This is a genomic window from Sphingobacteriales bacterium (genome assembly GCA_016700115.1).
Classification (GTDB): domain Bacteria; phylum Bacteroidota; class Bacteroidia; order Chitinophagales; family UBA2359; genus UBA2359.
In genome coordinates, this window is sequence record CP064999.1 from 4879293 (window position 1) to 4903836 (window position 24544).

Below are 24544 nucleotides of genomic sequence, written 5' to 3' on the forward strand. Positions count from 1 at the left end.
GTCTTTTGTTTTACAATGCAAATAAAAGTCGCACCTATTGATGCTTTACGGCAATAATAAGAGGCACAACCGATTTGTTGTCGGGAGAAGCGGCACGAAAAGCGATTCGGTCTGTTTGGTAATTGATATTAGCAGGTTTAAAGAGGTCGTTGCCCAAAACGGCATTTAAGCGTTGGGGTAAGCTGCCGGATGGGTTGTTTGCCACTTGCCGGGCAATATCTTCAATATTGAGCGATTTGTTGGAATAGAGCAGGCAAAAATAGTCGGTACCTGTTTGGTTATCGAGGGTAAAGTACTTTTGTGCGTAAGGTATTTCAACTGTATTAATTAGGTTATTGAGGATAGGGCTGATATTGCTGTTATAGGGAAAACAGACCACACTATGGTTGGATTGGTCTATGGAGAAGGCATACACATAGGCGGGTTGTTGGTTATTGATTTGGAGTTTAAATTGGGTTCCGCTGCTATAAGCTTTTGATGTTTGGTAGATGGGATATTGGTCGCTACTATTAAGTGTAGTGGGCATATTGCCTTGGTTGTCGGATAGCAGGATATTAAAACTGCCTGCCAATTTAAGTTCTTGGGGTTTGGGGGTCGGTGTGGGCTGAGGTGGTTTGATATTGGTAATGAGTTTGTAGGCGGCAAAGCTCCATTTGTCAAAATCAGAATATTTTACCCAAACAAAGCCTTTGTTAGCCCATTGGGTTCCCCAACTGTTCATAATTTCAAAAGCCCCTCCATATTTGTTGTCGTCATAGCTCACAATACACATGGCGTGCAGGTTGGTTCCTGATGAAAAACTAAAAGGTGGAAATTCGTTGGGCAAAGGTTGCCACAAATCAGAAGGAGTAAGCTGAAAAGAAAGAGGCACTGCCATGCCGATGACAACAGGAAAGTGGTTTTGAATAGCGTTTTTTACTTTATCTATTTTATTGACAAATAGATCCTCCCCATATCGGTCATAAAGCCGTACAAAATCATTGATTCGATAGGGTGCCGCTTTATTATAGGTTTCTTTTGAGTAGCTTCTGATACAATTAGGGTAGTCTTTAAATTGAGTTACTCCAATATCTTTCAAAACATTTAGCGCAGGGTAAATATCAGCTCCGTTGCAATCTGTTTCATTGATTAAGCCGTGCACAAAATATGGAGAGAAGGCGATACGGGTAATAGAAGCTTGGTCGTTCAGCCTGCTGTCTCTGGCATATAAGATGGTACGGGCAGCAAAAGCTGTACTAAAAGAAACACAAGTACCGTATGGGTTTTGGTTTTGGGGCACGGGTGCCCATTGTTTGACCGATTCGGCAGGGGAGTTATTCTTATAGATGCTGCGGATTAAATCAGCTTCTACGGGTATTTGCTTTTCAGATTCTTCGTCAAAGATAAATCCGGTTGCAAATTGATCCTTGTTTAGTTCCCCGATATTATTTGGATTGTTTGTCGTCGGATTTTGACATCCAAATAACAAGGCAATCAAACAATAAATCAAAAAAGGATGTACAAATTTGTATGGCATGGCTACTCGTGGTTGATTTGGATGACAATAGGAACAATAGCTTTGTTTGTTTTTTTGGTTTTAAAGCCGATTCGGTTAGCGGCATATTCAATATCGGTAACAGGGACTATATCGTTTTGGAGTATTTTATAAAGGCGTTGAAAAACCGTTCCTTTTTGAGTTTCCATTGCTTTTGCAATGGCATTAATATCAAGTTCTTTGGTTGCATAAAGCCAACAGAAATAGTCGGTACCTTTGGTTTTGTCCAGGGTAAAGAATTGGGTAGTATCGGCAGGAATGGCTTGAGAGCCGTTTTTGTCAAAATTCGCGTTGTTATTGCCGTAAGGATAACAGACAACTGTTTTTTGGGTAAGATCAATAGAAAAGGCGTAAACATAACAAGGCTGCCCGTTTTTAAACAAAGTTCTAAACTGATCGCCGCTTTTCAGGGACTTGTCAATTTCATATTCGAAATACATGGTTTTGTCGCTTGAATCGGGTTCAAAAGGATTAGCAGGAGCCGGTTTAGGGGACGGATTAGGTTTGGGAACGGGTTTAGGTTTTGGGATATTCTTTTCGTCTTTGCGTGTAGGTTTATAGTCATCTACATATATGTTTCTAACCAACCCGTTGGAAATAGACAAATTAGTGCGATCAGAAGAAATAAGCGTAATTTCTCCGGCAAGTGTAGCTCTGTTATCCGGCTGTGGCGGTATAATATTACGTGAGCTATCAATTGGGGTAGGTTGCTTATCTTCTTTTTTAGGATTAAGAAACCCTTCATTAATATAAGTAAGGTATAAAAGAATGGCAAGACAGCCAAAAAAACCGAGAGCTAATAGTTTTCTGTTCATGATTTATTTAGTATTGAGGAAAGAATTTGTTTGTAAATGTGCTATCAATACATAGCAAAATGTTGGAAATATCCGGTTTTGTGTTAGATTAAAAATGCTGTTAGGCAAAAGTAGTTATTTTAGATTAAATGAGTACGCTAAAAAAGCACTTTTAGATTTTGGGTTAAAGGTTATAATTTCACATATATGATACTTTGTGCTGGCAGTGTTTTTTAGGCGTTATGAAAGGGGCTATACGTATTATGCTGCTGTATAGTGCATGAAGCATTGAAAAGAGGGTAATTGAGTTGGTTATCCGTTTTTTATGTTTTACAATACGACTAAAATTGATAACAATAGCCATGGCGATGCTATAGAGACTGGCGTTTATCAAGCCTCTTACTTTTAATACGGAAATGAAAAACAATTTAGCCTTGATTTAGTAATTGTGTTATTAATTTTATCTTTGTCATTTTAAAACCGAGTCATAGTTATGTCAAAGGCACTATATATACCTGTAAAAGAGAGTTTTGAGGAAATAAGGAAACTACTTCGTCAGTCACCTGCGATGATTCGTTTACGGCTGTTGATGTTGATAGAGATGAAGAAGGTCGGAGAAAAAGGTATTACGAAGCAGCAGTTAATGGAACGAGTAGGGGTATGGGGTCAAAGTATTAACACATGGCGTAAAAATTATAGAACAGGGGGAATAGAAGCCTTGCTTCACAATGGCAGAAAAGGAAAAACAGGCAGACACTCGGTGTTTACGCAAGAAGAACAAGATAGAATAGAAGAGAAGTTAAAGGATCCCAATAATGGTTTGGCGGGGTATATAGAGTTGCAGCAATGGGTAGAGCAGGAATTTAAAAAGGAAGTTAAGTATAACACGCTACTAAAATATGCGGGCAGGAAATTTGGCAGCAAAGTGAAGGCAGCACGCAAAAGTCATGTGAAAAAGGATGCGGAGGCTGTAGTTTTTTTTAAAAAACTTTAGTTCAAAAATAGCGGAAATAGCGTTGTCTGTTCCGCCATGCTATGACAGCATAAATTTATACTTTCAGGACGAGAGCCGCTTTGGTCTGCATACCAGGCACGGGAGGGGATTGACCGCCAAAGGCATACAGCCGGTTTGCAATTTCCAGCAGGTGTTTCAATACACTTATCTTTTCGGAGCATTTTCTCCCGTAACCGGGGATCAGTTTCAGTTGGAAATGCCTTGTTGCAGTGCAAATACCTTTCAGGTGTTTCTCCATGAATTTTCCCTTCAAACTCCTGCTGAATACAAAATCATTGTTTTAGACAACGGGGCTTTCCACAAGGCAAAAAAGCTCAAAATACCCGAAAATATTTTTCTTGTCTTTCTGCCTCCTTACAGTCCCGAACTCAATCCAGCTGAAAAAATATGGCACCACATCAAAAGAAAGTTCACCAACAAACACTTCACAAGCCTTGAACTAATCAGCAACTTCTTTACTGAAACAATAAATAACATTACACCGGATATGGTAAAATCTATCTGTAGTTACCAATATATCTGCTTAAATACCTTTTGGGCTGTTTAAAATGTCATTTCCGTATAATTTTCCGTTTCGGTTTTCCCCCCTTCTCATTTGCGCCATGGTGGCTTCCACATTAGGGCGGAGTTTTCGATGCGCTTTGGGTATTGTTTGTATATTTTTATGTCGTTGCTGTCGCAGGTAATCTTCGGGTTTAAACTTGTAAATAGCCACTCCTTTTTCATATTTTCGATTTGTCTTGGTGGGGCAAGTGTCTCTGAAGGGGCAATCGTTACAGATATGGAGGTCAAATTCAGCTTTATAGTTTTTTGAAGGTTTAGTGGCGATCACTTGGGGGTGTTGTGAATTGGCACATTGTACCCTATACGTGTTGGTATCGGATTGGAGGGTAATAGTGATGGGGATGACGCACAACAGCCTTTAATGGCGGTTTGAATAGGCGTGATACCCAATTCATTGAGCTTAATATCGTTGTCTTCGCTGCCAAAGCCGCCATCGTGGTGCAATTGTTCCAGGTCGGGTGTTTTTTCCTTGATGCTGTCCAACCGTTCGTGAAGCAGTTGTGTATCATCGGTATTATTCGTAGCGGTGTGTACATCGGTAATCAACTGCAGGTCATTATCAGGATGGCAGGTTTCGGTCACCATCGCCACATAGCCTTGATATTGTTTGCCCTTTTTTTTCCGATAGGTGGCTTCTGTATCATCGGGCGATTGAAGGCACTTGCTGTTCAGCGCTTCATTGGGCTTAGGCGCAGGTACACTTGTTTTTTCATCCGTTTCAGGCAGGGTAAAGTGTTCGGCATACACGCGGGAAAATACCTGAAAGGCTTCGTGTTCCCGATAAATATCCTGCAATTGTGTGTATAGCAAGTGATAGACTTGCCCTAACTTTTGGAGGTGAGTGTTTTGGTCTCCCGGTTTGATATGGCGGATATATTCGTTTGCTTTTTTCCCGATATAGTCCGACAAGTCAGCAGTATAACGCTCCTGTTCTTCGGCAGTGAGAATGCTGTAAAAGCGCAAAAGCAATTCCACAAGGAGTTCTATGCGACTATAACTGCGTATATTGCTGTTAAGTAGAAGGCTATCCGTACGCTGTATCGTTGTCTTTAGTTTCAGTTCTTTGAGTTGTTGGTTTGTTAAGCGGTCGAACAATTTGCCAATCAGATCTTCTCCTGTGTTAACAAAGTGAGTGTTGAGGCGACTTTTGAAGTTGAACAGCGTAGGTTCGGTGAAAGGAACCTTCTCTAAATCCTGAAGACCTAAAGCAAAACGGGTTTCCAAATTAAAGTCTATCTGTTCAAAGAGTTGGGCATACGTCCAGCTATGCTTTTGCATCAACAATAATGCCGCTATCATGCAATTGATAGGAGCATTGGGCGCACTATGTTTGGTCGAATACAGTACCGAAAAGTCTTCCTCTTGTATATTGCAAAAAACAAGCCGATAAAAATGACCGCCACTACTATTTTCAAGCCGTTTTTGCTTATCTTTATTTAAGTAAAACGACAAACCAAAAAGTTGAGATTGATTATGGGTTAAATTCTTCTTGAACATAGATGAAATAACTATTTAAGCATAAAATTACAAAAATATTCTTTAAATAACAAACATACCCAAAACCTTATTTTAGTGAACTCAAGAAATTGTAACTGTATTATGATAAAATCAATAAAAGGACTTAAAATACTATGCGTTATTTCTTCAAAATTCATTTTTCATGTTCAGTAAGTCAAAATACTTAAGCATTTCAATTTTTGAGATGCTTTAGACAACAAGTTGGGTGTCTGAGTAAATACGATAAACCAACTTTTAAAATCTTCTCGATGTTTCCTATGCTGTTCAAGAGGTCAAAATATTATTTAACGTGAGGTCTGACTTGAATTAGATACCTTTCAATTATATCCAATAGTTCGGTGATTTTTGTTGTTTTGCAATGCTGAATATATTAGAAACAGAAAAAGCGTATTAGTTTTGATGTTGCAAACCAAAAACATAATACTCTATGAAAGTTTTACAGAAAACTATCACCGAAATATTAGGGAAAATGCATGGAATAAACAAAGCTAAACGAGATTTTTTGACTCCTGAACTTTGTTTTTTTAGTTTTTCGAGGTAAGGCTAATTTTCAACATTTAGGGCGATAAACGTAGATAATCACACTGCCTTTCATATTGATGCTGTGTTGACTCCCAACACCGAGGAACAGCAGGCACAAGACATTAGTTTATTTTCGCATTATGTGGATGTTGTTCTTTGGAATTTGGATTATCTGAAAAGCATCAGCAATTATTTGGCAGTAGATGCTTATACCAACTATAATTTAATTTTGCACCACGCATGCAGGGTTAAAGTCTTTAAATTGGGTGGGTTATTTTTTACTATATAATATTGTTGTACCTATTGCTCATTCCCTAAATTGATAAAGAATTTCCGACACAAAAAACCCCCGATAAGAATTTCTTAGCGGGGGTTTTATTATGTTTTATATGCAATAAGCAGTGTCTATCGCTTGTTAAACCTCGGTGGGTCTTGACGTTTTTCGCGGGGTTCTCTACCATCTGTGTTTGTACCTTCAGGTTTTGGTAATAACACTTTCATGCTGAGTTTAAACTTGCCGGTTCTGTCGTCAACACCAATCAGTTTAACCTGAATAATATCTCCTTCTTTCATAACACCATCCAGGTTTTCCAAACGGGTATGAGCTACTTCTGAAATATGGAGCAATCCCTCTTTGCCGGGCATAAACTCAACAAATGCGCCATAAGGCATTATGCTTTTAACTTTTGCTTCATAGACTTCTCCAACTTCCGGAGTAGAAGCAATCGCCCTAATTCTCATCACTGCTGCATCTAAAGAGGCTTTGTCAGAACCGTAAATCAACACTTCGCCTTTTCCGTTTTCTTTCTCCTCAATATTGATAGTCGTTTTGGTTTCACGCTGCATCTCCTGAATTACTTTTCCGCCAGGACCAATTACAGCACCAATAAATTCTTTGTCTATCATTAGTTTCACAATACGAGGTGCATGAGGCTTTAAATCCGGTCTGGGCTGAGACATAACTTCGTTCATGGCCTGAAGTATATGTAATCGTCCGTCTCTTGCCTGATACAATGCTTTTCTTAAAACATCAGAAGAAAGACCGTCAATCTTTATGTCCATTTGTACGCCACAAATTCCATTGACAGTACCGGTTACTTTGAAGTCCATATCTCCAAGATGGTCTTCATCGCCTAAAATATCTGACAATACTGCAAAGCGATTTCCATCGCTGATAAGTCCCATCGCAATTCCAGACACTCCACTTTTAATTTGAATACCAGCATCCATCAAAGCTAACGAACCAGCACAAACAGTAGCCATTGAACTTGAACCGTTTGACTCTAAAATATCTGATACAATCCTGATGGTATATAGATTTTCGTCCTGATTGGGCAATACTTGTTTTAAGGAGCGCATAGCAAGATTGCCATGTCCAACCTCTCTCCGTCCGGGGCCTCTCATTGGTTTAACCTCTCCGGTTGAAAAAGCCGGGAAATTATAGTGCAGTAAAAACTTGGAATATTCCAATCCGGCAGCTTTATCCAGCATTTGTTCGTCTTGTTTAGTACCCAGCGTAACGGTAGTCAGTGATTGTGTTTCACCACGACAAAACAAAGCAGAGCCATGAGGGGCGGGGAGATAATCTACCTTTATCATTAAGGGACGAATTTCGTGAGTTTTGCGCCCATCTAAACGTAACCCTTCATCCAAAATCATATTGCGAACAATATCTCTATGCAGTTCTTCCAGATATTCTTCCGCCTTATTTATAGTTTCTGCTTCGGCTTCTTCGCCTAATGATTCCAAGAAAGAAGCTTCAACAAGTTTAAACTGCTCTTTTCTTTCATGTTTTCCTGAACCGGATTTTACTATATCTTTGATTTTAGCTTCTGCAAACTGAATAACCTGTTGTTTCAGGTTCTCGTCCACTTCCGGCATAGAGGGTATTTCCCGTTTAGGTTTACCGCAAAGTGCGGCTAATTCCAACTGTGCCTTACATTGTTTTTTTATAGCTTCGTGGGCAAGCTCAATGGCTTGGACTAAATCGTCCTCACTACATTCAATGGCTTCGCCTTCAACCATCACAATATTTTGTTCTGTGGCGGCAACCATAATATCCATATCGGCAAGAGCCATTTCGGAAACAGAAGGATTTATGACAAAATTACCGTCAATTCTGGCAACCCTTACTTCTGATAGAGGTCCTGCAAAGGGAATGTCGGATATGGTAATCGCTGTAGAAGCTGCTAATCCCGCAAGGCTATCGGCCATCACTTCTTTATCTCCTGAAATTAACCAAACAATTACCTGAGTTTCGTAATAATAATTGTCCGGAAATAAGGGTCTTAATGCGCGGTCAATTAGCCTGCTGATTAGAATTTCGTAATCGGAAAGTCTTGCTTCTCTTTTGAGAAACCCGCCGGGAATGCGTCCGGAAGAGGCGAATTTTTCCTGATAATCCACCGATAGCGGGAAAAAATTGGCGGTCGGAGATTTTTCTTTATTAGAAACAACGGTGGCTAACAATACGGTGTTCCCTTGACGAACAAGTACGGCCCCATCGGCTTGTCTGGCTAAAGTTCCGGTTTCGAGTGTTATTTCGCGTCCGTCATCTAATTTAATAGATGTTGTAAATGTGTTCCAACTCATATAAGATGTTTGCTTTTTAGTCTGATTTGATAAAAGAAAGGCATATCAACTTGTCTTGCCATGGAATTGGTGAAATAAGAATTATTCAAGTGATTATGCTTTGGAAAGCCCGGGGATAAAACAAATAAAGAGAGAAACGATAACGCTCCTCTCTTTATGTTTTTGAAAAAGCTATTTACGAAGGTCGAGGCTTTGGATAAGCGCTCTGTATCGGTTAATGTCTTTTTTCTTGATATATGCCAGCAACTTGCGTCTTTGACCTACCAAACGCAACAAAGCCCTTCGGGTTGAATGGTCTTTTTTGTTGGTTTGAAGGTGTTTGGAAAGATGCGCAATGCGTCTGGTAAATAACGCGACTTGACCATCAGCCGAACCGGTGTTGTTTTCTGCACCACCGAACTCTTTAAATAGCTTTTGCTGTTCTTCACTTGAAAGATAAGTGTATCCCATAAAGCTTTTACCAATTAATTATTGTGAATAAATGAAAAATGCCCGCAAAAGTAAGGATTTTTTTGCTTAACAAAAAAGAAATAGTGCTTGATATAAATTACAAAAGAAAAAATTTCTTAAAATCCGATATAAAACCCCGAATTTTGCTTGGAAAGTTCTTTCATAAAAACAACGGCAGCGTTTGTAGAAGACTGATTTCTAAATTCAGCACCCACCCCTAAACAGTTGATTGTCTTTTTTCCGGTATTGGTACTTTTCACAAAGCTCAATACATCATTGATGTCTTCATCAATACATTCGTTGCCGATAATTTTTGTGGGAGCGCCGTCTGAAACAAAAACTATGGTTCCGGCTTCCGAGTAATTAGAAGCGGTCAAAACAAATTCCAATGCCTGCCTGCTTGGCGTACAACCATAAGCCTTAATTTCATTAATAAACTTATAGATGTCGTATTTGCTGTTGGTGCTTATTGGAGTGAGTTTTCCATATTTGAAGTAATAATGTTCTTCCTTAGTGTTCGGAAAAACGACAACATCAACCTTGTAGGTATTGTCGAGATTTGCAATCATCATTTTAATTCCGGCCTTTACCTCATCTAATTTCTGAGGCTCAGGGTTATCATCCATACTGCCCGAACGGTCAATGACAAACACGATGTTTTTGTCGTTATATTCAACCCCTACCCTTTCTTTATATTCCGTGATTTCTTTTTGTTGTTTTTCAATCGTTTCTTTGGCGTTTTTGAGCTGCTCTTTCAGCTTTTCAATTTCAACTTTAAGTGTTTCTACTTCGGAGGTTTTTTGGGTCAGTTCGTTTGTTACCTGCGTTTTTTCTACCTCACATTTAGCCAACTGATTTCGAAGATCTTCAATCTGCTTTTCTAACTGTTTAACAATGGAATCGTGATTTTCTAATCTGTTTTTCAGGTCTTCTACTTCTTTTTGCAATTTGGTCACCTTTTCCTGCAAATCAGTCCGTTGCTTGTCACAGGTTATCAATTTATCTTGTAATAACTTTACCTCTTCCTGTAAATCAATAATCGTCTGATTTAATTTTTGAGACTGTGCTTCCAATTGTTCAAACTTAGCCTGATATTTTACAAGTTCAGCCGTAGGTACAGAACGTTTCAGTTCCTGAATCATATCCTGAATTTCTTTTGCATCTACCTTTAATTCTTTGATTTGTTCCAATTCCTTCAGAGCGATTTTAATATCTCCGCTTAGTTTGGGGATGATCACAAAAATGATAAGGATGGCACCTAAAGCTCCTGAAAGGAGGTCGAGCATGGAAAGATTAAATACATTTACTTCTTTGCGAGCCATGAAGGATGATTGGGGAATTATTTAAATTGATGAACAAGATGAAGCCTATCTCACCGCAATATTAGTACATCGGCCAATAACGGGAACAATTTTTGACAAACATTTGTAAAAAATAACCCGATTTAAGAGGTTAAGATGCAGAAATTGATGTTTTTACCGTTCTTACAACGGAGTTTGAACAGGTAAATTTTGCAATGATAAAAAGTATAGAGTATTTGACCTAAATTTGTTGCTTTGCCGACGATTAAAAATAAATATTCTGTACTTATATTGCCCTTGCAAATTTTACTAACCCGAAATAGTTTGTTTCGATTATTCAATAGTTTACATAAGAGCGCATGTCTATAATTCTTCATCCTCCTGTTTTTTTGCACGAAAAAGGTAAACGTAAAAACAATCAAGATGCTATTTATCCTGTAGCAGAAGCAGCAACAGCACTCGACCGTTTATTCATGGTTTGTGATGGTGTTGGAGGGGCAAGTAAAGGTGAAGTTGCCTCCCGGATGGTTTGTGATTTGTTTCACGCATATTTTAACGAGCATGGAACAAGTCATGTGGACGAAAAATTTATTGCCAATGCTTTGAAATTTGCCGAAGAAAAACTGACCGAATATACTTCGGCAGACGAAGAGGCTAACAATATGTCAACCACTTTAACCTTGTTGTATTTTGACGATATCCAAAACAAAGCACTTGTTTCGTGGTGTGGAGACAGCCGGATTTATCATATCAGAAACGGGGAGGTGATTTTTGTATCCGAAGACCATTCATTGGTGCAAGAGTTGGTGAAGCGCGGAGAACTGACGATGGAAGAAGCACAAACCCACCCTCAAAAAAACATCATTCTCCGGGCTATTTCCGGCACAGATGCCCCAACCAAAGCAGATGTTGTGGAAATTACCGATGTTCAGGCAAATGATTATTTCCTGCTTTGCAGTGATGGAATATTAGAAGGAGTTGACCAACGATTGTTGCTTACTTTGTTAAACAATTCAAATGCTGACATCAACAAGGTACGTGAACATATTTATACCCTTTGTCTGGAAAACTCACGGGATAATTTTTCAATGTATTTAATTCAGGTACAGGAAGTTACAAAAGCTGCACGCAAATCGGGTATCACCAAAATATTGACTCACAACAGCAGTAAAACGACCAAATCACCTGCTGCCACCAATCAATTTTTGGACGAAAAAACCCGAAAAATAGTGTTCATCTTTGCAGGAGTAGCTGTATTGGCCTTGTTGTTACTTTTTACTTTCGGAAACCACAAAACAAAAGCAGATATAGAATATCAGGATTCTTTGAATCAAGCAAAACAGATGCTTCTTACGCCGGACAGCGTTGAAATTGCCAAACGCATATTGTTGGATTTGGAAATTGATTATCCGAATAAAAAGAACGAAATTGAAGCTATCCTGCTCGAAATTGCAAAAAATGAAGAATTGGCCCGTTTTGAACAGGAAAATGCTATTAAATTACAAACGTTGATAGATTCAATAAACACCAACGTTTCCAAAAGCAAATTAGATGAACTGAAGGCTGACAGTGCTTATTTTGTAAAAATCAAAGAAAGTAAAGACATCAGGAATTTAGATACTTTATTATACAAGCTAAAAGATAAGAACCCTTCGCAAACTCCTTCAAACCCTGTCTCTCTACCTGCACAAAATAACGGCACTTCTAATCCAAACAGCAAAGACGCTAAAAACAAAAAGGAAAATTACAACAAGTAATCTTAATCTGTTTGTCTTTGAGTATGTCTGTACAACCCCTAACTGTTCTTATTCATCTTATCTGTTTTCATGTTTAACATATCCGGCATTTTCCATGAAGGTAATGATATTAATATCGGTGTTTCAGGTTTTATTGTTGCTTCAAAACTGCAAACCTGCCGAAACTGTCCCTGAATTAGAGGTCATTAGCAGTGAAATCAGTTTCAAAAAAAATGATGAGGGAATCAATCTGGCTTATTATGGCGATAAGCCTTTTACCGGTATCATCTATACTGAATATCCGGACGGCAAACGTTTTGTTCAAAAATCATTTGTCAAAGGACTTGAAGAGGGGAAATGGGATATTTTTTACCCAAACGGCAATAAGATGAAAACCGGAAATATTGTCAATGGTGTTAAAGAAGGCATTGTTTACGAATGGTGGGAAAACGGAAATCAGAAAAACAAACAGCCTTTTAAAAATGGCAAAAAACATGGCACCTGGGAAGCATGGTATGAAAACGGGGCGAAACAAACCACTCGTGATTTTGATAATGACCTGTTAAACGGGAAAGTTATAGTTTGGGATTCATTGGGAAAACTAACCAAAGAATACCAATACAAAAACGGTCAGATGGTAAACCGCGACTATCATTCGTCAAAAGAAGGACAAATGCCGGAGATGCCTCATATAGAAAAGTAAGCCGCCTCCATTTGAAACCTTCAATCCCTCAATATTCTGTTGTAGTTCCGGTTTATCGCGGAGTTGCCACGCTTGCTGTACTGACGCGGCAACTGGTAGCTTTTTTTCAGAATGATGGGTTAAGTTTTGAAATCATTTTTGTCTATGACTGTGGAAATGATAACTCCTGGAATATTCTGAAAGAGATAAAAGCCCGTTTTCCTGAAGTAGTCAATCTGGTGCGACTTTCCCGAAACACCGGACAACACACCGCAACTTTATGCGGATTTACCGTTGCACAAGGAAAGTTCATCATCACCATGGATGAAGATTTACAACATCCGCCTCATCAAATAGCCCGCTTGATTGAAACACAAAAGTCCGGTAATTTCGATTTGGTGTATGGCCTTTACCAAAACAGACAGCACCATTTTTTCAGGAATATAGCCGCACAAGTTTTTGCTAAACTTATTTCGATTTTTATTCCCCATCTTCATCCGCATATCACCTCTTTCAGATTGGTTAAGTCTGTTTTTGCACGTCATGCTGCTTTGATGCAAACGCCTTATCCTTTTGTTGACGGACATTTTGCCAAACTCAATGCAAAAACAGGGAGTTGTTTGGTCGAACATCAGCTCCCTAATCTCGAAAGGGGAAGCACTTATAATTTGTGCCGTTTGATAGTTCATGCTTTCGGAATTTTGTCGGGATATACTAAACTTCCGTTTTATTTGCTGATTATTTCTTTACTGTCAGGTACTATTTTAGGTTGGCATATTTTGAAACATACGGTCTCTTTCTTTAATGCCCTGAAGCAAAATAATTTTATGTTTTTGGTTTTTTTTCTGTTCAGCCTGACAATCCTCCTCTCTTCCATCATTCTTTTGTGGCGATATGTAAACACAAAACATAGAAGTTATCCGATTGCGGGTACTTTTTTGTCCGTTAGTCGTTTTTGAAAAAATCAAAACGCCTCAAAGTGTTACGCGGAGGCATTTCCAAAAATCAAAACGCCTCAAAGTGTTACGCGGAGGCATTTCCAAAAATCAAAACACCTCAAAGTGTTACGCGGAGGCATTTCCAAAAATCAAAACACCTCAAAGTGTTACGCGGAGGCATTTCCAAAAATCAAAACGCCTCAAAGTGTTACGCGGAGGCATTTCCAAAAATCAAAACACCTCAAAGTGTTACGCGGAGGCATTTCCAAAAATCAAAACGGTTTAACGCTTTATATTTGAAGTAATTTGTAAATATTATCTTCAATTCCCTGAATTTTATCTTGATTACTTTTTCATAACCTGAGTTAGCATAAAAATTCTACACGTATCACTTATTTGTTAATCTACATAAGGTTCCATCAGTTACACATAAATATTTAGGCTGTTTCCCTCAATTTTAAAATACCCCTTTCCGCCCGTTGTTTGGTCAGCAACTACCTTATTGCCGATAAACTGAATCGTTTCCTCTCTTTTTGCAATTGGTATTCCGGTATGTTTCTCCCAGTTTTGGGGTGAAGGCAGGTCTATACAAACGACACAGTTCCCACCGCCAAATTCATAGTATAAAGCAAATCTTGAATGAACGCTTTGGTATTGTACATAACCGCTTCTTCCTTCGTTTTTGTAGGATATAGTCGGAGTGCCTTTTGAATTTGAACGAAAGAATTTGAAAAAATCCGGATTATTCCTCAGCGTTAATTTGATATTGTGATAGAGTATGGTCAGAATAAAAGTGGCAGCTATTAATAACCAAAAAGATTTAGAATTTTTGAGTTCATTTGGAATAAATGGGGTATATAATAAAAATAGACAGGGGAAAACCAAGATGGAGTTCATACAAACAAAATTGAGGATTTTAAAATTTGGGTTTAAAATACAAAAGTAAGGGCAGCAAGATTAAAAAACCGGCTGCCCTGAGAGGAAAAACACACTAATAAGCCTTACTTATCTGTTGACTTCAATAAATCCGCTTTTTAAGTCTGATTTAAGACCTGTTCTCAGGTCTAAGCGGTAAAAATACGTACCATCCGGTACATTTTTTCCGGTACCTTTCCAGTTTCCGTTCCAGGCCTGTTCGTTCGTATAATTGCTGACCGAATATACCTCATCTCCCCATCTGTTAAAAATCTGAAGTTCCGGTTGGTTGTCTGCAAAACATTCGATTCCTGAAATAATAAAGGTATCATTGACCCCGTCTCCGTTTGGTGAAAATCCCTGAGCCAGAGATACATTGCAATTCTGCTCATCCGGCAAAATGACCACAACTACTAAAGCCGTATCACATACTAACTGGCTTTGTTCATTATATACACAAACGATATAATTAAACATATCTGTTCCGCTAAAACCAATATTGGGAATATAGGTGAATGTTTGATCGCTGTTGTTGACAATCACCGACCCGTTTTCCGGAAAATCCAGCAAAGAAACATCGGGTAAGCTGCCTGAAGGAATGGTATCGTTTTGCAAAACAGGGATAAGAACCGAGGTATTCATTTCGGTAGAACTGGAGTCATTGACTGCTATGACAACTATTTCAACCGGAATATCATCCCCTTCAACCGTGATATATACCCAGGCAATATTGCTCGACAAACCTGAAGCATCTGTTATTTCATAACTGAACGAATCGATACCGGTAAAATCGGGAGCAGGCACATAAGTAAACTCCATAGTAACAAAATCGAAATTGAGCTCTGCTCCTGAAACACTGACATCTGAGTTCAGTACAATAGCAGTTATCTCATCGCCATCAGGGTCGAAATCATTTGACAACACGTAGATTATGACCGGCATATTCATATCAGTAGCAACCATATCATTGACTGTAACCGGCGGTTCGTTCACATCGGTTACATTGATGCAAAAAGAAACTATCAGGCAGTTGTCGTTTGGTGTGCATACCTGTACACTAAAAGTATCTGTCTGAACAAATCCGGGGTTTGGCAGGTACTGAATGCAATTATCCGATAAAACCAATCCGCCATTAGGAGGAAGTTCGGTAATCGTTATTGTTTCGATGGTAATATTGGTCAAATAGTCGTCTAAGCACAGCGTAACCGGTGTATTTTCCAGAGTTTGTTCGCAAAAGTTCAAAGTATCGGCACTGACAAAGACACTTACATAAGCAGTATCGCATAAAACCGGACTGCCGGTATCGCATATAATATAGGAAAAGTAATCGTTGCCGATAAAGTTTTCATCAGGGGTGTAAGTTACCGTATTGTCGGGATTTAATCCGGCAACTCCATAAGCAGGAAAACTCAACCATTCCGGAGCAACTGCATCGCCATCAGGGTCTGTATCGTTATCCAAAACCGGAATATTTACCGGAGTATTTAAAGGCGTTTCGGCCATATCATCCAATGCCACAGGCGGATTATTGTTCAGCATGTCATCACCTACGGTAATTGAAACATAAGCTGTATCACATAAAACAGGAGTTCCGTTGTCGCAAATGATGTATTCAAAAGTATCTGTTCCGGAAAAACCGTTGTTAGGTGTATAAGTTATTGTTCCATTGCTGTTCACAACAGCAATTCCATTCGTAGGCAATGAAGGAAGGGAAGATTGTACGGCAATTGATGTTCCTCCAAACGGGTCATAATCATTTTGCAGGACTGTAATGGTAACCGGAACGTTCACAGATGTTGTGTCCAAATCAGACACTGCAACAGGAGGCAGATTAGTAATCGAAATTGGTTGAACAATGAGGGTAACTAAAGTAATATCGCAATTCCCCGCTATATCACAAATCTGATATTCAAAATAATCGGTACCGGTAAAACCCGGATCGGGTGTATAAACAATGTTTCCCGTGCCGGGAATGACAGAAATATTGCCAAAATCGGGGCCGCCAAATAACTGACTCAGTTGGATAGCTGTTCCAAAATCGTTAGATAAAACGTTAAAGGTAACTGCCGTATTGATTGAGGTAAAGACAATATCGGGTTGAGCGTCTATGTTTGCCGGTTGAATGGTAATAGTAACGTAAGCAGTATCACAAAGTACAGGGCTTCCGTTGTCGCAAATAATATAGGTAAAATAGTCTGTACCAATAAAATCAGTATTTGAAGTGTAAATAAACCCTGTTTCATTGGGTAACATTGTAATCAAACCATTATACGGGTCGGAGGATGCTGTTAGCGAAGCGATGTTGCCATCCGGATCAAAGTCATTGTCTAACACAAAAATTGCAACAGGAATACCTTCGGTAGCAACTGCAACATCATCAATGGCAACAGGAGGTTGATTTAAACAACCGATATCACCGACCTGTACACTTACAATAGCCTGAGCACAAGCTCCTGAAGGGTCGCAAACCGAATAGATAAATATTTCACAACCGGTATAACCGGTATTCGGAGTATAAGTAACAGTTCCGTCAGGGTTAATTACCACCTCCCCGTTTTGAGGAGGCGTTATAATTTGTGTTACCGTCAAAGGGTCATTGTCGGGGTCAGAATCGTTGGTCAATACAGGAATAATAACCGGCGTATTGACCGGAGTCTGTGCAATATCGTTGTTAGGAGTAGGCGGTTGATTCAACAAAGGTATCTGAATGGTTATTGCTACAATAGTTGCATCACAAATACCTTCAGGATTGCAGATTTCATAAATGAAATAGTCTGTTCCGACATAACCGGTTTCGGGAAGATAGTTGACCACTCCGGTAATGGGGTCAAAGGATAAAATGCTTCCATGTTGCGGCAAAATCAAGACCTGAGTTACTTCAATATTGTCGCCAAAATCATTATCCAGCACATTAAATGCAACCGGAGTATTTAAAAAAGTAAAAACCAAATCAGGTTCGGCATCAATCAACACTTCTCCCAATACATAAATGGTGATAGTTGCTTCGTCACACAATCCTGAAGGATCACAAAGGGTATAAACAAAAGTGTCCGTACCGGTAAAACCTGAATTGGGAGTATAAGTGATAGAACCGCCTGCATTGACCACTGCCAACCCGTTTTCGGGTAATGTCATCAGGGTGATTGTTAATTGAGCTAAGGTATTATCCGGATCAAAATCGTTGAGAATGGCTGCAATTTGAACCGGAATTCCTTCCGAAGTATTTGCAAGATCATCGTTAGCAACAGGGGGAAGATTGATTGCTGAAGGGACAACAGTGATGGTTACGGTTGTATTTGCACAGTTGCCCCCGGAATCGCATACCGTATAGGTAAATGTATCTGTTCCCTGATACCCTCCGTTTGGCGAGTAAGTAACTGTGTTATCAGGGTTCAGAACAGCAGTTCCGTTAGACGGTTGGGTGATTGTTGTAACATCCAAACCGCTTCCGCTGTCATTGTTCAAAACATTAATCGTTACGGGTATGCCCTGAGAAGTAGTAACAGAATCGGGTTCAGCAATTAAAGGCGGTAATTCGGGATTCATGACGGTTAAAACTACCGTTGCATTGTCACAAAGCAAAGAACCATCAGAGCAAGTTACACAAGCAGCATAGGTTAACTGATCAGTTCCTGCAAATCCCGGTTGGGGCAAATAATTGATGGTACCGTTTGCATTAACCGTAACCGTTCCATTCGAAGGATTGGTTACTATCTGTACATTCATTGGGGCATTGCAATCATGTATGTCATTGGTTAAAACATTGACCGGAACCGGAACTCCATTATTAAACAACGAAGCGGCATCATCATTAGCTTCCGGTGCGATACATCCAACATGAACAAAAACGCTTACGGTTTCACATTCCCCTTCAGAATTACAACCTGTGATATCCACGATGTCAGTACCAAAAAAACCGGGCAGGGCGATGTATTGTAAGCAAGTGTCGTTCAAAAAACTGATACTGCAATTAAATGTAGTAACAGCATCTGTGATTTGAGCATCTGATATATTGCAAAACTGGACACAAATCTGAATAGGAACAATAGGCATGGTACAATAATCCGTCTCAAATTCACAATTGACCGGTGCGGGTGTAATGTTTATTGAAACCAATGCTGTATCACACAAGGCAGGGCTACCATTGTCGCAAATGACGTATTGAAAGGAATCGGTGTCGGTACAGGAACTTGTTGCTGAATAAAAGACTTGATTTCCGATTAGATTGACTATGCCACAGGTGTTTTCTGTTATAGTTTGACTGATGGTTAAAGGCTGCCCCTCCGGGTCGCTGTCGTTGTTTAACACATTTAAGATTAAAGTTTCTCCGGCAGTTGCAGTAAAAGTATCGTCAACAGCAACAGGAGGATTGTTACCTCCGCAGGCTTGGTCAATGGTAATGGTCGTGGTATTGGTGCTGCAATTTCCAACCCCGTCACATACCTGAAAAGTAATAATATCTGTTCCTGAAAAAACGGTTGAAGTGGTATAGGTAAAACACCCGGCTCCGGCTGGAATTATTGAACCGGAACCATTAATGGTTGCCGTTATAATGCCTAAAGTAGCAGGATTAACTCCGCAAAATTGAGGACAAACCTGAAAGTTGCTGAAAGGAGGGATACAAGTTGCTTCTGCAATGGGGCAGTTTCCGGCACCGGTTATAGTCAGGTTCACCATAGTCGTTTCACATAAACCACATCCATTACAAATAGTATATTCCAAAACATCAGTACCGCTATAATCTGTTGCAGGTACATATAATATCTGGCCGCTGCTGATAACTGCCGTACCATGTGCCGGGGCAGTGTTGATTTGAGAAAGGGTTAAAACCCCGTTGCAAAGTTCTTCATCATTGATTGCAACCGGTAATATAGCTCCGGTCAACCCGTTTCCTCCATAATTAACTCCATTTACAACAACAGAAGTATTGCTCAAAAAAACAACATCCGGGTTGGCAACCGGTGTAATACATCCCACATGCACCAAAGCTATAGAAGTTGAGCAAAGATTGGGAGTCTGATCATCACAAACCACGATGCTTACAGTATCGGTTCCTAAGAAACCGGGCAGAGGGGTATAACGCAAACAGGAATCGTTCAAAGCCACTAAACTACAATGGAACGTAGTAGATGACATCGGAATATTAATACTCCAATCATCACCGTTTGGGTCTGTCCACGAATGACAGATAGTCAACGGAGTCATGGGTTGCGTGCAAAATTCAAGATCAAAAACAGGAGTAGGAGCAACATTCACACTGCCAAGCCCTGAAGCAGGGATAACAGTTATACTTACTTCAGCAGTCGCAAAATTCCCAAAAAAGTCTTTGATGGTATAAGTAAAAACATCCACCCCTAAAAATCCCGCATTGGGTGTATAGACAATATTGGTTTTACCCGGCATTATGATTGCGGTTCCGTTAGTTGGTGCTGAAGTAAGGTTGTGCAAAAAAATCGCACTGCCAATATCATTAGAAATTGCCGGAATCGTTACCCAGGTATCCTGCAAGGTATTTGCTACATCATTATTGGCGATTGGATTGTCTAAGATATCCCACGCAGAGGAAGCTTGTAAATGTGTTGAACAATTGTTAAAAATCATGAACAAACATACATACAGCAAGTGTAGTTGAGTGTGTTTCATATACAAGTTTGGACAAAGTTAAATTAGTGTAAGGCTTGACTATTTTAACTTTCAAAAACCTTGCCAATCTGCGGGTAAAGTATTCTCAGAATGAACTTGATTTTTGGAATCTGATGATAAATTCAGATTTTCCAACTTAAAAAATAGCGGAAGATTCAATTTATATAAGAGGTTCTGAATAAGGACATCAGACATCCGCGATAATTTGTTCAAGATATAAATCAATCGGCTTGGTTGACTATCAGAAGATGTATTTCAAACAAATTATCCTTTTTCCACAGCATACAAAACCGGTTTGCTCGGGCTTGCATCTAATTCGAGAGAAGTAATCATCAGGTTCAGCAAATACACACCGTCTTTGATTTCATCAGGCACATAAATCAATTCGGTAATTGTTGCCCCTTTTCTTGGATTTTCAGGATATTGCCAATAGGCTTTATGTGCCAATAATTTACCTTCATCTTCTTCCCTGTCCACCGATGGAAGATCAATTAACAAATGGTCTATTTCTCTTTGTGCAATAAGGGCAGCAGCTTCATGATCCAGATAAGGCGGATTAGTACCCGAATAATTTCTGTGTATTTTATGACTATTGTTAGGCAGGGTTCGAATAATCAGGGCTTGAGTTTGAATCCCCCAAAGCGCTTCTTCAATCTGTTGTTTGGTAATCACCCGATCTCCTTCAGGCATTATTTGAGGGTAAATGCTGATCAAAGTAGTAACGAAAAAAAAACTTTTCAACTCCTGATTTAATGTTTCACCATTGGGGGATATATGCCCGACACATTCGGTATGTGTTCCGTTTCCATGAGGATTGAGCATGACATTTTTAAAATTGACCGGACCACCCAAACGTACATCTCCGATAAAATTACCGGCTCTTACCGGTTCAATTGTTAAAAAGGGAGCGTAAAAAGCATTAACACTACTGATGCCTTCTGTCAAAGGAATACTGATATCAAAAGGCTCAGAGAGGTCGAAAACATGTTGCTTCCCCTGAAAAAAAATTGTTGCAAACATAAAGGGAGTACTGTATAAATCAAAGAGGTTAAAAAAGCCGGGAAAGCAAAGCTACTATATTTTCAAGATACTGTTGATCTACTATGTCAAACTGATTCAGTTCTGTACTGTCAATATCCAATACCAATCGGGTAGCTCCCTCTTTGTCAGTTAAGGGCACCGTAATTTCAGAGCGTGAAAGTGAAGAGCAGGCAATATGTCCGGGAAAAGCATCCACATCCGGAACAATAATCGTTTTACCAGTTAAAGCACAAGTACCGCAAACGCCTTTTCCTATTTTAATACGGGTACAGGCAATAGCCCCTTGAAAGGGTCCTAAAACCAATTCATTTTCAATATTGCGATAAAAACCTACCCAAAAAAACTGAAAAGTTTCCTTAATCACCGCACAAAGATTGGCGAGATTTGCAATCAAATCAGTTTCATCTTCTAAAAGTGCCTCAATTTGTGGCAACAGTTGTCGGTATTTTTCTTCTTTGCTTAGTTGCAAATCAACTTCTATTTGGTGCATGGGTAAAACATTAAAAAGCGCATATCCTAATAATTAAGGACATGCGCTTCAAAATAAAGGTGACCCCAGAAGGATTCGAACCCTCAACCCTCAGATCCGAAGTCTGATGCTCTATCCAGTTGAGCTATGGAGCCTTAACTTGTGCAAAGATACACTTAATTTTAACACAATTAAGCAAAAAAAAATTCCTGTCTCAAAATCGGAAGCAATCCCGAACAAGTATATTGTTTTGATATGGCCTGTTAGAATAAAAGAAGTTGTTCACGGCTTCTACAACTCATGATTTTGGCAAACTATTTACGGTCTTCCAAAAATTCATTGGTAAAATGTTCCCGATGCTTTTCCTGAGAAAACTTTTCACCGTTATACTGTTGAGAAGCCCCTTTTGGGATAGACAAGGAAATCCAATTATCGTTGCAAATCATTTTTCCGATAAACACAATTTGTCCGACATGATAAGCATAATGTGCCAGTTGTCTGTTAATTGCTTCCACAACGGAGTGCCCCTGGTTCCTGATAAATACAATTTTATCGAAGTCTGATTCTTGTAAGGATTGTAAGGTAGTCAACAGGCAACTCCAGCCTTCGTTCCAGTACTGCATGACTTCATCTCTGCTTTTTAGGTCAGTTTCAAATTCGGAATCTCGATTTCTCCATTCTTTTTCACCATCTGAATTTAAAAAATCGGTCCATCTCGACAACATATTACCTCTCAAATGTTTTACAATGATGGCTATGCTGTTGCTTTCGGGATTATATTGCCAGAATAGTCCTTGTTCAGATATCTGTGCCATGGTCTTTTCACCCAACAGTTTATAATATTCAAACTGTTTGATGGCACTGTTTAGATACTCTATTGTCATTTCAGAATGGTTTTTAACATATTCTTTCAAACAGCTTCCACTGCTACAATCTGAGGCACTGCGGTTTTAACAGAGTATTCTACTCCGGCCTTCATAGTCATAAAACTCATAGGGCAATCACCGCAAGAGCCTAAAAGTTTTACTTTTAACACAAAATCTTCGGTAATGTCCACTACTTCAATATCGCCTCCGTCAGTTTGCAAATGAGGCCGGATACTGTTGAGCGATTGTTGAACCTTTTCTAATAATTCCTTGTGATACATAGCAGGCAACTTAAATAAGGCTATAAAATTACGCTTTTTATCGCAATCAGATATAGTTTATCTGATTAGCTGATTTGCAGAAATTCTTCCGGCATTTTTAATGGCAATATTTTGTGCAACTGTATAAGCCAATTTTACAAATTCTTTTCCGGCATTGCTATTGGGTTGTAAAACCGCAGGCATACCTAAATCACCTCCACTCCTGATTTCTTCTACAATAGGAATTTCACCAAGTAAAGGTACATTGAATTCACCGGCAAGTGAACTTCCACCTCCCTGACCAAATAAATAATATCGTTTATCCGGCATCTCAGGGGGAGAAAAATAAGACATATTTTCGATTATTCCTAAAACAGGAACATTAATCTGAGGAAGCTGAAACATGCCAATAGACCGGACAACATCCGCTTTTGCTACTTCCTGTGGCGTTGTAACAACAATTGCAGCGGTAATCGGCACCAATTGGGCCAATGTCAGATGAATATCTCCTGTTCCCGGAGGCATGTCTATCACTAAATAATCCAATTCCCCCCAAAAAGCATCTGTAATAAACTGTCTCAATGCCGATGAAACCATAGGCCCTCTCCATACGATTGCCTGAGTTTCGTCAGCAAGAAATCCAATTGAAATAGTTTTGATTCCATACTGTTCAATAGGTTCGATTTTGTTTTGACCATTCACCTGCACAACATGGGGTCTTCGTTTTCTTAAATTCATCATGACCGGTATAGAAGGCCCATAAATGTCTGCATCAATCAAACCGACTTTTGCCCCTGAATGTGAAAGCGCAAGAGACAAGTTGACAGCAACCGTAGATTTACCTACTCCGCCTTTTCCGGAGGCCACTGCAATAATGTTTTTAACCTCTGGTAAAACTGAACTCCCTTCTTGTCTCATTGTTGTAACTCTCGAAGTTATCTCAACTTCAACGGTTGCTTCTTTACTAACAAAATGCTTAATTGCCGTTATACAGGCATTTTTAATCTGTTCTTTTAAAGGACATGCAGGTGTCGTCAAAATTAACCTGAAACTGACTCGATTACCCTCGATATTGATATTGTCCACCATATTCAGGGTAACTAAATCTTTTCCTAAATCGGGGTCATCCACATAACTCAGCGCGTTAATAACAGCGTCTTTGGTAATTGACATAAAAGCTAATTGGTTTTAAAGACATTGATAAAACAATTCCTGTTCTACAAAGTTCTTTTACTGATTAATGTATTAACTCAATTATCATTTGGGTTATCTTCCCCGAAAAAATAAAACTGCATTTTTCAAATGTAGGTGCGGAAAACGAGGGCTTAAAATTATTGGAAAATCCGTAAGGTTCTTTTGGAATGCCCAACCACCCTGTATCTAATTGTTCGTTATTGTTGATGTCCTGATAAACAGCAATAGCATAAGTGCCGGGTTCTAATCCGGACAAATAAATCTGAACCTCAGATTTACCGTTGGGAATTGCTTTTGCACCTTTAAACATGCCTTCTGTTTTTCCAAATCCCTGAGATTTGTTGTAAAGTGCCAGGTAAACAGCCGATTTATTATCCTTAAGCCGTTTTACATTTACAATCAATTCCCCATTGTTAAGATCTCCATTGCTAAAATTGCCCTGCCCTAAACCCCAAAAGCTTAACATCAAAATAAGGACCATGTTCATAAATAACCGGTTTAGCCCTTCTG

General features: G+C 39.3%; 21 protein-coding genes and 1 tRNA gene. 6 read left to right on the forward strand and 16 right to left on the reverse strand.

What is annotated here, in order from left to right; genetic code table 11:
* Window positions 1-34: 34 nt before the first annotated feature.
* Both IPM47_17430 and IPM47_17435 read right to left on the reverse strand, forming a co-directional pair.
* Complete coding sequence (locus IPM47_17430) at window positions 35-1516, reverse strand: DUF4384 domain-containing protein (protein ID QQS28608.1); 1482 nt, start codon at window positions 1514-1516, stop codon at window positions 35-37.
* Between the two features lie 2 nt (window positions 1517-1518).
* On the reverse strand, window positions 1519-2349 hold the full coding sequence (locus IPM47_17435) for a DUF4384 domain-containing protein (GenBank protein QQS28609.1): 831 nt from the start codon (window positions 2347-2349) through the stop codon (window positions 1519-1521).
* Window positions 2350-2821: 472 nt separating this feature from the next.
* On the opposite strand from IPM47_17435, the gene IPM47_17440 reads away from it, so the two are divergent.
* Window positions 2822-3322 (forward strand): helix-turn-helix domain-containing protein, encoded by a 501-nt coding sequence (locus tag IPM47_17440; protein QQS28610.1) that lies wholly within the window; start codon window positions 2822-2824, stop codon window positions 3320-3322.
* 22 nt (window positions 3323-3344) lie between these two features.
* Window positions 3345-3890 carry an IS630 family transposase gene (locus IPM47_17445; GenBank protein ID QQS28611.1) on the forward strand — a complete coding sequence of 182 codons (546 nt, stop codon included), beginning with the start codon at window positions 3345-3347 and terminating at the stop codon, window positions 3888-3890.
* On the opposite strand, the gene IPM47_17450 is transcribed toward IPM47_17445, so the two are convergent.
* Both IPM47_17450 and IPM47_17455 read right to left on the reverse strand, forming a co-directional pair.
* Window positions 3867-4175, reverse strand: coding sequence for a transposase (locus tag IPM47_17450; GenBank protein QQS28612.1), 309 nt, complete (start codon window positions 4173-4175; stop codon window positions 3867-3869). The two genes, IPM47_17445 and IPM47_17450, sit on opposite strands and share 24 nt — an antisense overlap.
* Complete coding sequence (locus IPM47_17455; protein ID QQS28613.1) at window positions 4172-5404, reverse strand: transposase; 1233 nt, start codon at window positions 5402-5404, stop codon at window positions 4172-4174. The genes IPM47_17450 and IPM47_17455 overlap by 4 nt, the downstream gene beginning before the upstream one ends.
* Before the next feature lie 628 nt (window positions 5405-6032).
* On the opposite strand from IPM47_17455, the gene IPM47_17460 reads away from it, so the two are divergent.
* Entirely contained in the window at window positions 6033-6236 is a 204-nt protein-coding gene (locus IPM47_17460; protein ID QQS28614.1) for a hypothetical protein, read from the forward strand.
* Between the two features lie 116 nt (window positions 6237-6352).
* Here IPM47_17460 and IPM47_17465 read toward each other — a convergent pair whose 3' ends face one another.
* From IPM47_17465 to IPM47_17475, 3 genes are all read right to left on the reverse strand, one after another.
* Complete coding sequence (locus IPM47_17465) at window positions 6353-8539, reverse strand: polyribonucleotide nucleotidyltransferase (GenBank protein ID QQS28615.1); 2187 nt, start codon at window positions 8537-8539, stop codon at window positions 6353-6355.
* Window positions 8540-8710: 171 nt separating this feature from the next.
* Entirely contained in the window at window positions 8711-8989 is a 279-nt protein-coding gene (gene rpsO, locus IPM47_17470) for a 30S ribosomal protein S15 (GenBank protein ID QQS28616.1), read from the reverse strand.
* A gap of 116 nt (window positions 8990-9105) precedes the next feature.
* Window positions 9106-10311, reverse strand: a complete 1206-nt coding sequence (locus tag IPM47_17475) for a VWA domain-containing protein (protein ID QQS28617.1) — start codon at window positions 10309-10311, stop codon at window positions 9106-9108.
* A gap of 338 nt (window positions 10312-10649) precedes the next feature.
* Here IPM47_17475 and IPM47_17480 point away from each other — a divergent pair, with 338 nt between their 5' ends.
* The 3 genes from IPM47_17480 (at window position 10650) to IPM47_17490 (ending at window position 13667) form a co-directional block, all read left to right on the forward strand.
* On the forward strand, window positions 10650-12047 hold the full coding sequence (locus IPM47_17480) for a serine/threonine-protein phosphatase (protein ID QQS28618.1): 1398 nt from the start codon (window positions 10650-10652) through the stop codon (window positions 12045-12047).
* A 94-nt stretch (window positions 12048-12141) separates the two neighbouring features.
* A complete protein-coding gene (locus tag IPM47_17485; GenBank protein QQS28619.1) occupies window positions 12142-12729 on the forward strand; it encodes a toxin-antitoxin system YwqK family antitoxin in 588 nt (195 codons plus the stop codon).
* A gap of 11 nt (window positions 12730-12740) precedes the next feature.
* Complete coding sequence (locus IPM47_17490; protein QQS28620.1) at window positions 12741-13667, forward strand: glycosyltransferase family 2 protein; 927 nt, start codon at window positions 12741-12743, stop codon at window positions 13665-13667.
* A gap of 402 nt (window positions 13668-14069) precedes the next feature.
* On the opposite strand, the gene IPM47_17495 is transcribed toward IPM47_17490, so the two are convergent.
* The 9 genes from IPM47_17495 to IPM47_17535 form a co-directional block, all read right to left on the reverse strand.
* Window positions 14070-14543, reverse strand: coding sequence for a hypothetical protein (locus IPM47_17495; GenBank protein ID QQS28621.1), 474 nt, complete (start codon window positions 14541-14543; stop codon window positions 14070-14072).
* Between the two features lie 108 nt (window positions 14544-14651).
* Entirely contained in the window at window positions 14652-20204 is a 5553-nt protein-coding gene (locus tag IPM47_17500; protein QQS28622.1) for a tandem-95 repeat protein, read from the reverse strand.
* Window positions 20205-20468: 264 nt separating this feature from the next.
* Window positions 20469-21224 carry a cyclase family protein gene (locus IPM47_17505; protein QQS28623.1) on the reverse strand — a complete coding sequence of 252 codons (756 nt, stop codon included), beginning with the start codon at window positions 21222-21224 and terminating at the stop codon, window positions 20469-20471.
* A 28-nt stretch (window positions 21225-21252) separates the two neighbouring features.
* Window positions 21253-21735: a GAF domain-containing protein gene (locus tag IPM47_17510; protein QQS28624.1), complete on the reverse strand. Its 483-nt coding sequence runs from the start codon at window positions 21733-21735 to the stop codon at window positions 21253-21255.
* 60 nt (window positions 21736-21795) lie between these two features.
* Window positions 21796-21869: transfer RNA gene (locus IPM47_17515), tRNA-Arg, on the reverse strand.
* Window positions 21870-22028: 159 nt separating this feature from the next.
* Window positions 22029-22598: a DUF1572 domain-containing protein gene (locus IPM47_17520; protein ID QQS28625.1), complete on the reverse strand. Its 570-nt coding sequence runs from the start codon at window positions 22596-22598 to the stop codon at window positions 22029-22031.
* A 26-nt stretch (window positions 22599-22624) separates the two neighbouring features.
* Window positions 22625-22861 (reverse strand): NifU family protein, encoded by a 237-nt coding sequence (locus tag IPM47_17525; protein QQS28626.1) that lies wholly within the window; start codon window positions 22859-22861, stop codon window positions 22625-22627.
* Window positions 22862-22918: 57 nt separating this feature from the next.
* On the reverse strand, window positions 22919-24013 hold the full coding sequence (locus IPM47_17530; protein ID QQS28627.1) for an Mrp/NBP35 family ATP-binding protein: 1095 nt from the start codon (window positions 24011-24013) through the stop codon (window positions 22919-22921).
* Between the two features lie 64 nt (window positions 24014-24077).
* Window positions 24078-24521 carry a DUF2141 domain-containing protein gene (locus tag IPM47_17535; GenBank protein QQS28628.1) on the reverse strand — a complete coding sequence of 148 codons (444 nt, stop codon included), beginning with the start codon at window positions 24519-24521 and terminating at the stop codon, window positions 24078-24080.
* Between the last annotated feature and the right edge of the window lie 23 nt (window positions 24522-24544).

What these genes read in the sequence shown, in the direction of transcription:
- IPM47_17430 (QQS28608.1), bottom strand. Translation starts at nt 1,516, where the DNA reads ATGCCATACAAATTTGTACATCCTTTTTTGATTTATTGTTTGATTGCC.
- IPM47_17435 (QQS28609.1), bottom strand. Translation starts at nt 2,349, where the DNA reads ATGAACAGAAAACTATTAGCTCTCGGTTTTTTTGGCTGTCTTGCCATT.
- IPM47_17440 (QQS28610.1), top strand. Translation starts at nt 2,822, where the DNA reads ATGTCAAAGGCACTATATATACCTGTAAAAGAGAGTTTTGAGGAAATA.
- IPM47_17455 (QQS28613.1), bottom strand. Translation starts at nt 5,404, where the DNA reads ATGTTCAAGAAGAATTTAACCCATAATCAATCTCAACTTTTTGGTTTG.
- IPM47_17465 (QQS28615.1), bottom strand. Translation starts at nt 8,539, where the DNA reads ATGAGTTGGAACACATTTACAACATCTATTAAATTAGATGACGGACGC.
- rpsO (QQS28616.1), bottom strand. Translation starts at nt 8,989, where the DNA reads ATGGGATACACTTATCTTTCAAGTGAAGAACAGCAAAAGCTATTTAAA.
- IPM47_17475 (QQS28617.1), bottom strand. Translation starts at nt 10,311, where the DNA reads ATGGCTCGCAAAGAAGTAAATGTATTTAATCTTTCCATGCTCGACCTC.
- IPM47_17480 (QQS28618.1), top strand. Translation starts at nt 10,650, where the DNA reads ATGTCTATAATTCTTCATCCTCCTGTTTTTTTGCACGAAAAAGGTAAA.
- IPM47_17485 (QQS28619.1), top strand. Translation starts at nt 12,142, where the DNA reads ATGAAGGTAATGATATTAATATCGGTGTTTCAGGTTTTATTGTTGCTT.
- IPM47_17495 (QQS28621.1), bottom strand. Translation starts at nt 14,543, where the DNA reads ATGAACTCCATCTTGGTTTTCCCCTGTCTATTTTTATTATATACCCCA.
- IPM47_17500 (QQS28622.1), bottom strand. Translation starts at nt 20,204, where the DNA reads ATGAAACACACTCAACTACACTTGCTGTATGTATGTTTGTTCATGATT.
- IPM47_17505 (QQS28623.1), bottom strand. Translation starts at nt 21,224, where the DNA reads ATGTTTGCAACAATTTTTTTTCAGGGGAAGCAACATGTTTTCGACCTC.
- IPM47_17510 (QQS28624.1), bottom strand. Translation starts at nt 21,735, where the DNA reads ATGCACCAAATAGAAGTTGATTTGCAACTAAGCAAAGAAGAAAAATAC.
- IPM47_17520 (QQS28625.1), bottom strand. Translation starts at nt 22,598, where the DNA reads ATGACAATAGAGTATCTAAACAGTGCCATCAAACAGTTTGAATATTAT.
- IPM47_17525 (QQS28626.1), bottom strand. Translation starts at nt 22,861, where the DNA reads ATGTATCACAAGGAATTATTAGAAAAGGTTCAACAATCGCTCAACAGT.
- IPM47_17530 (QQS28627.1), bottom strand. Translation starts at nt 24,013, where the DNA reads ATGTCAATTACCAAAGACGCTGTTATTAACGCGCTGAGTTATGTGGAT.
- IPM47_17535 (QQS28628.1), bottom strand. Translation starts at nt 24,521, where the DNA reads ATGAACATGGTCCTTATTTTGATGTTAAGCTTTTGGGGTTTAGGGCAG.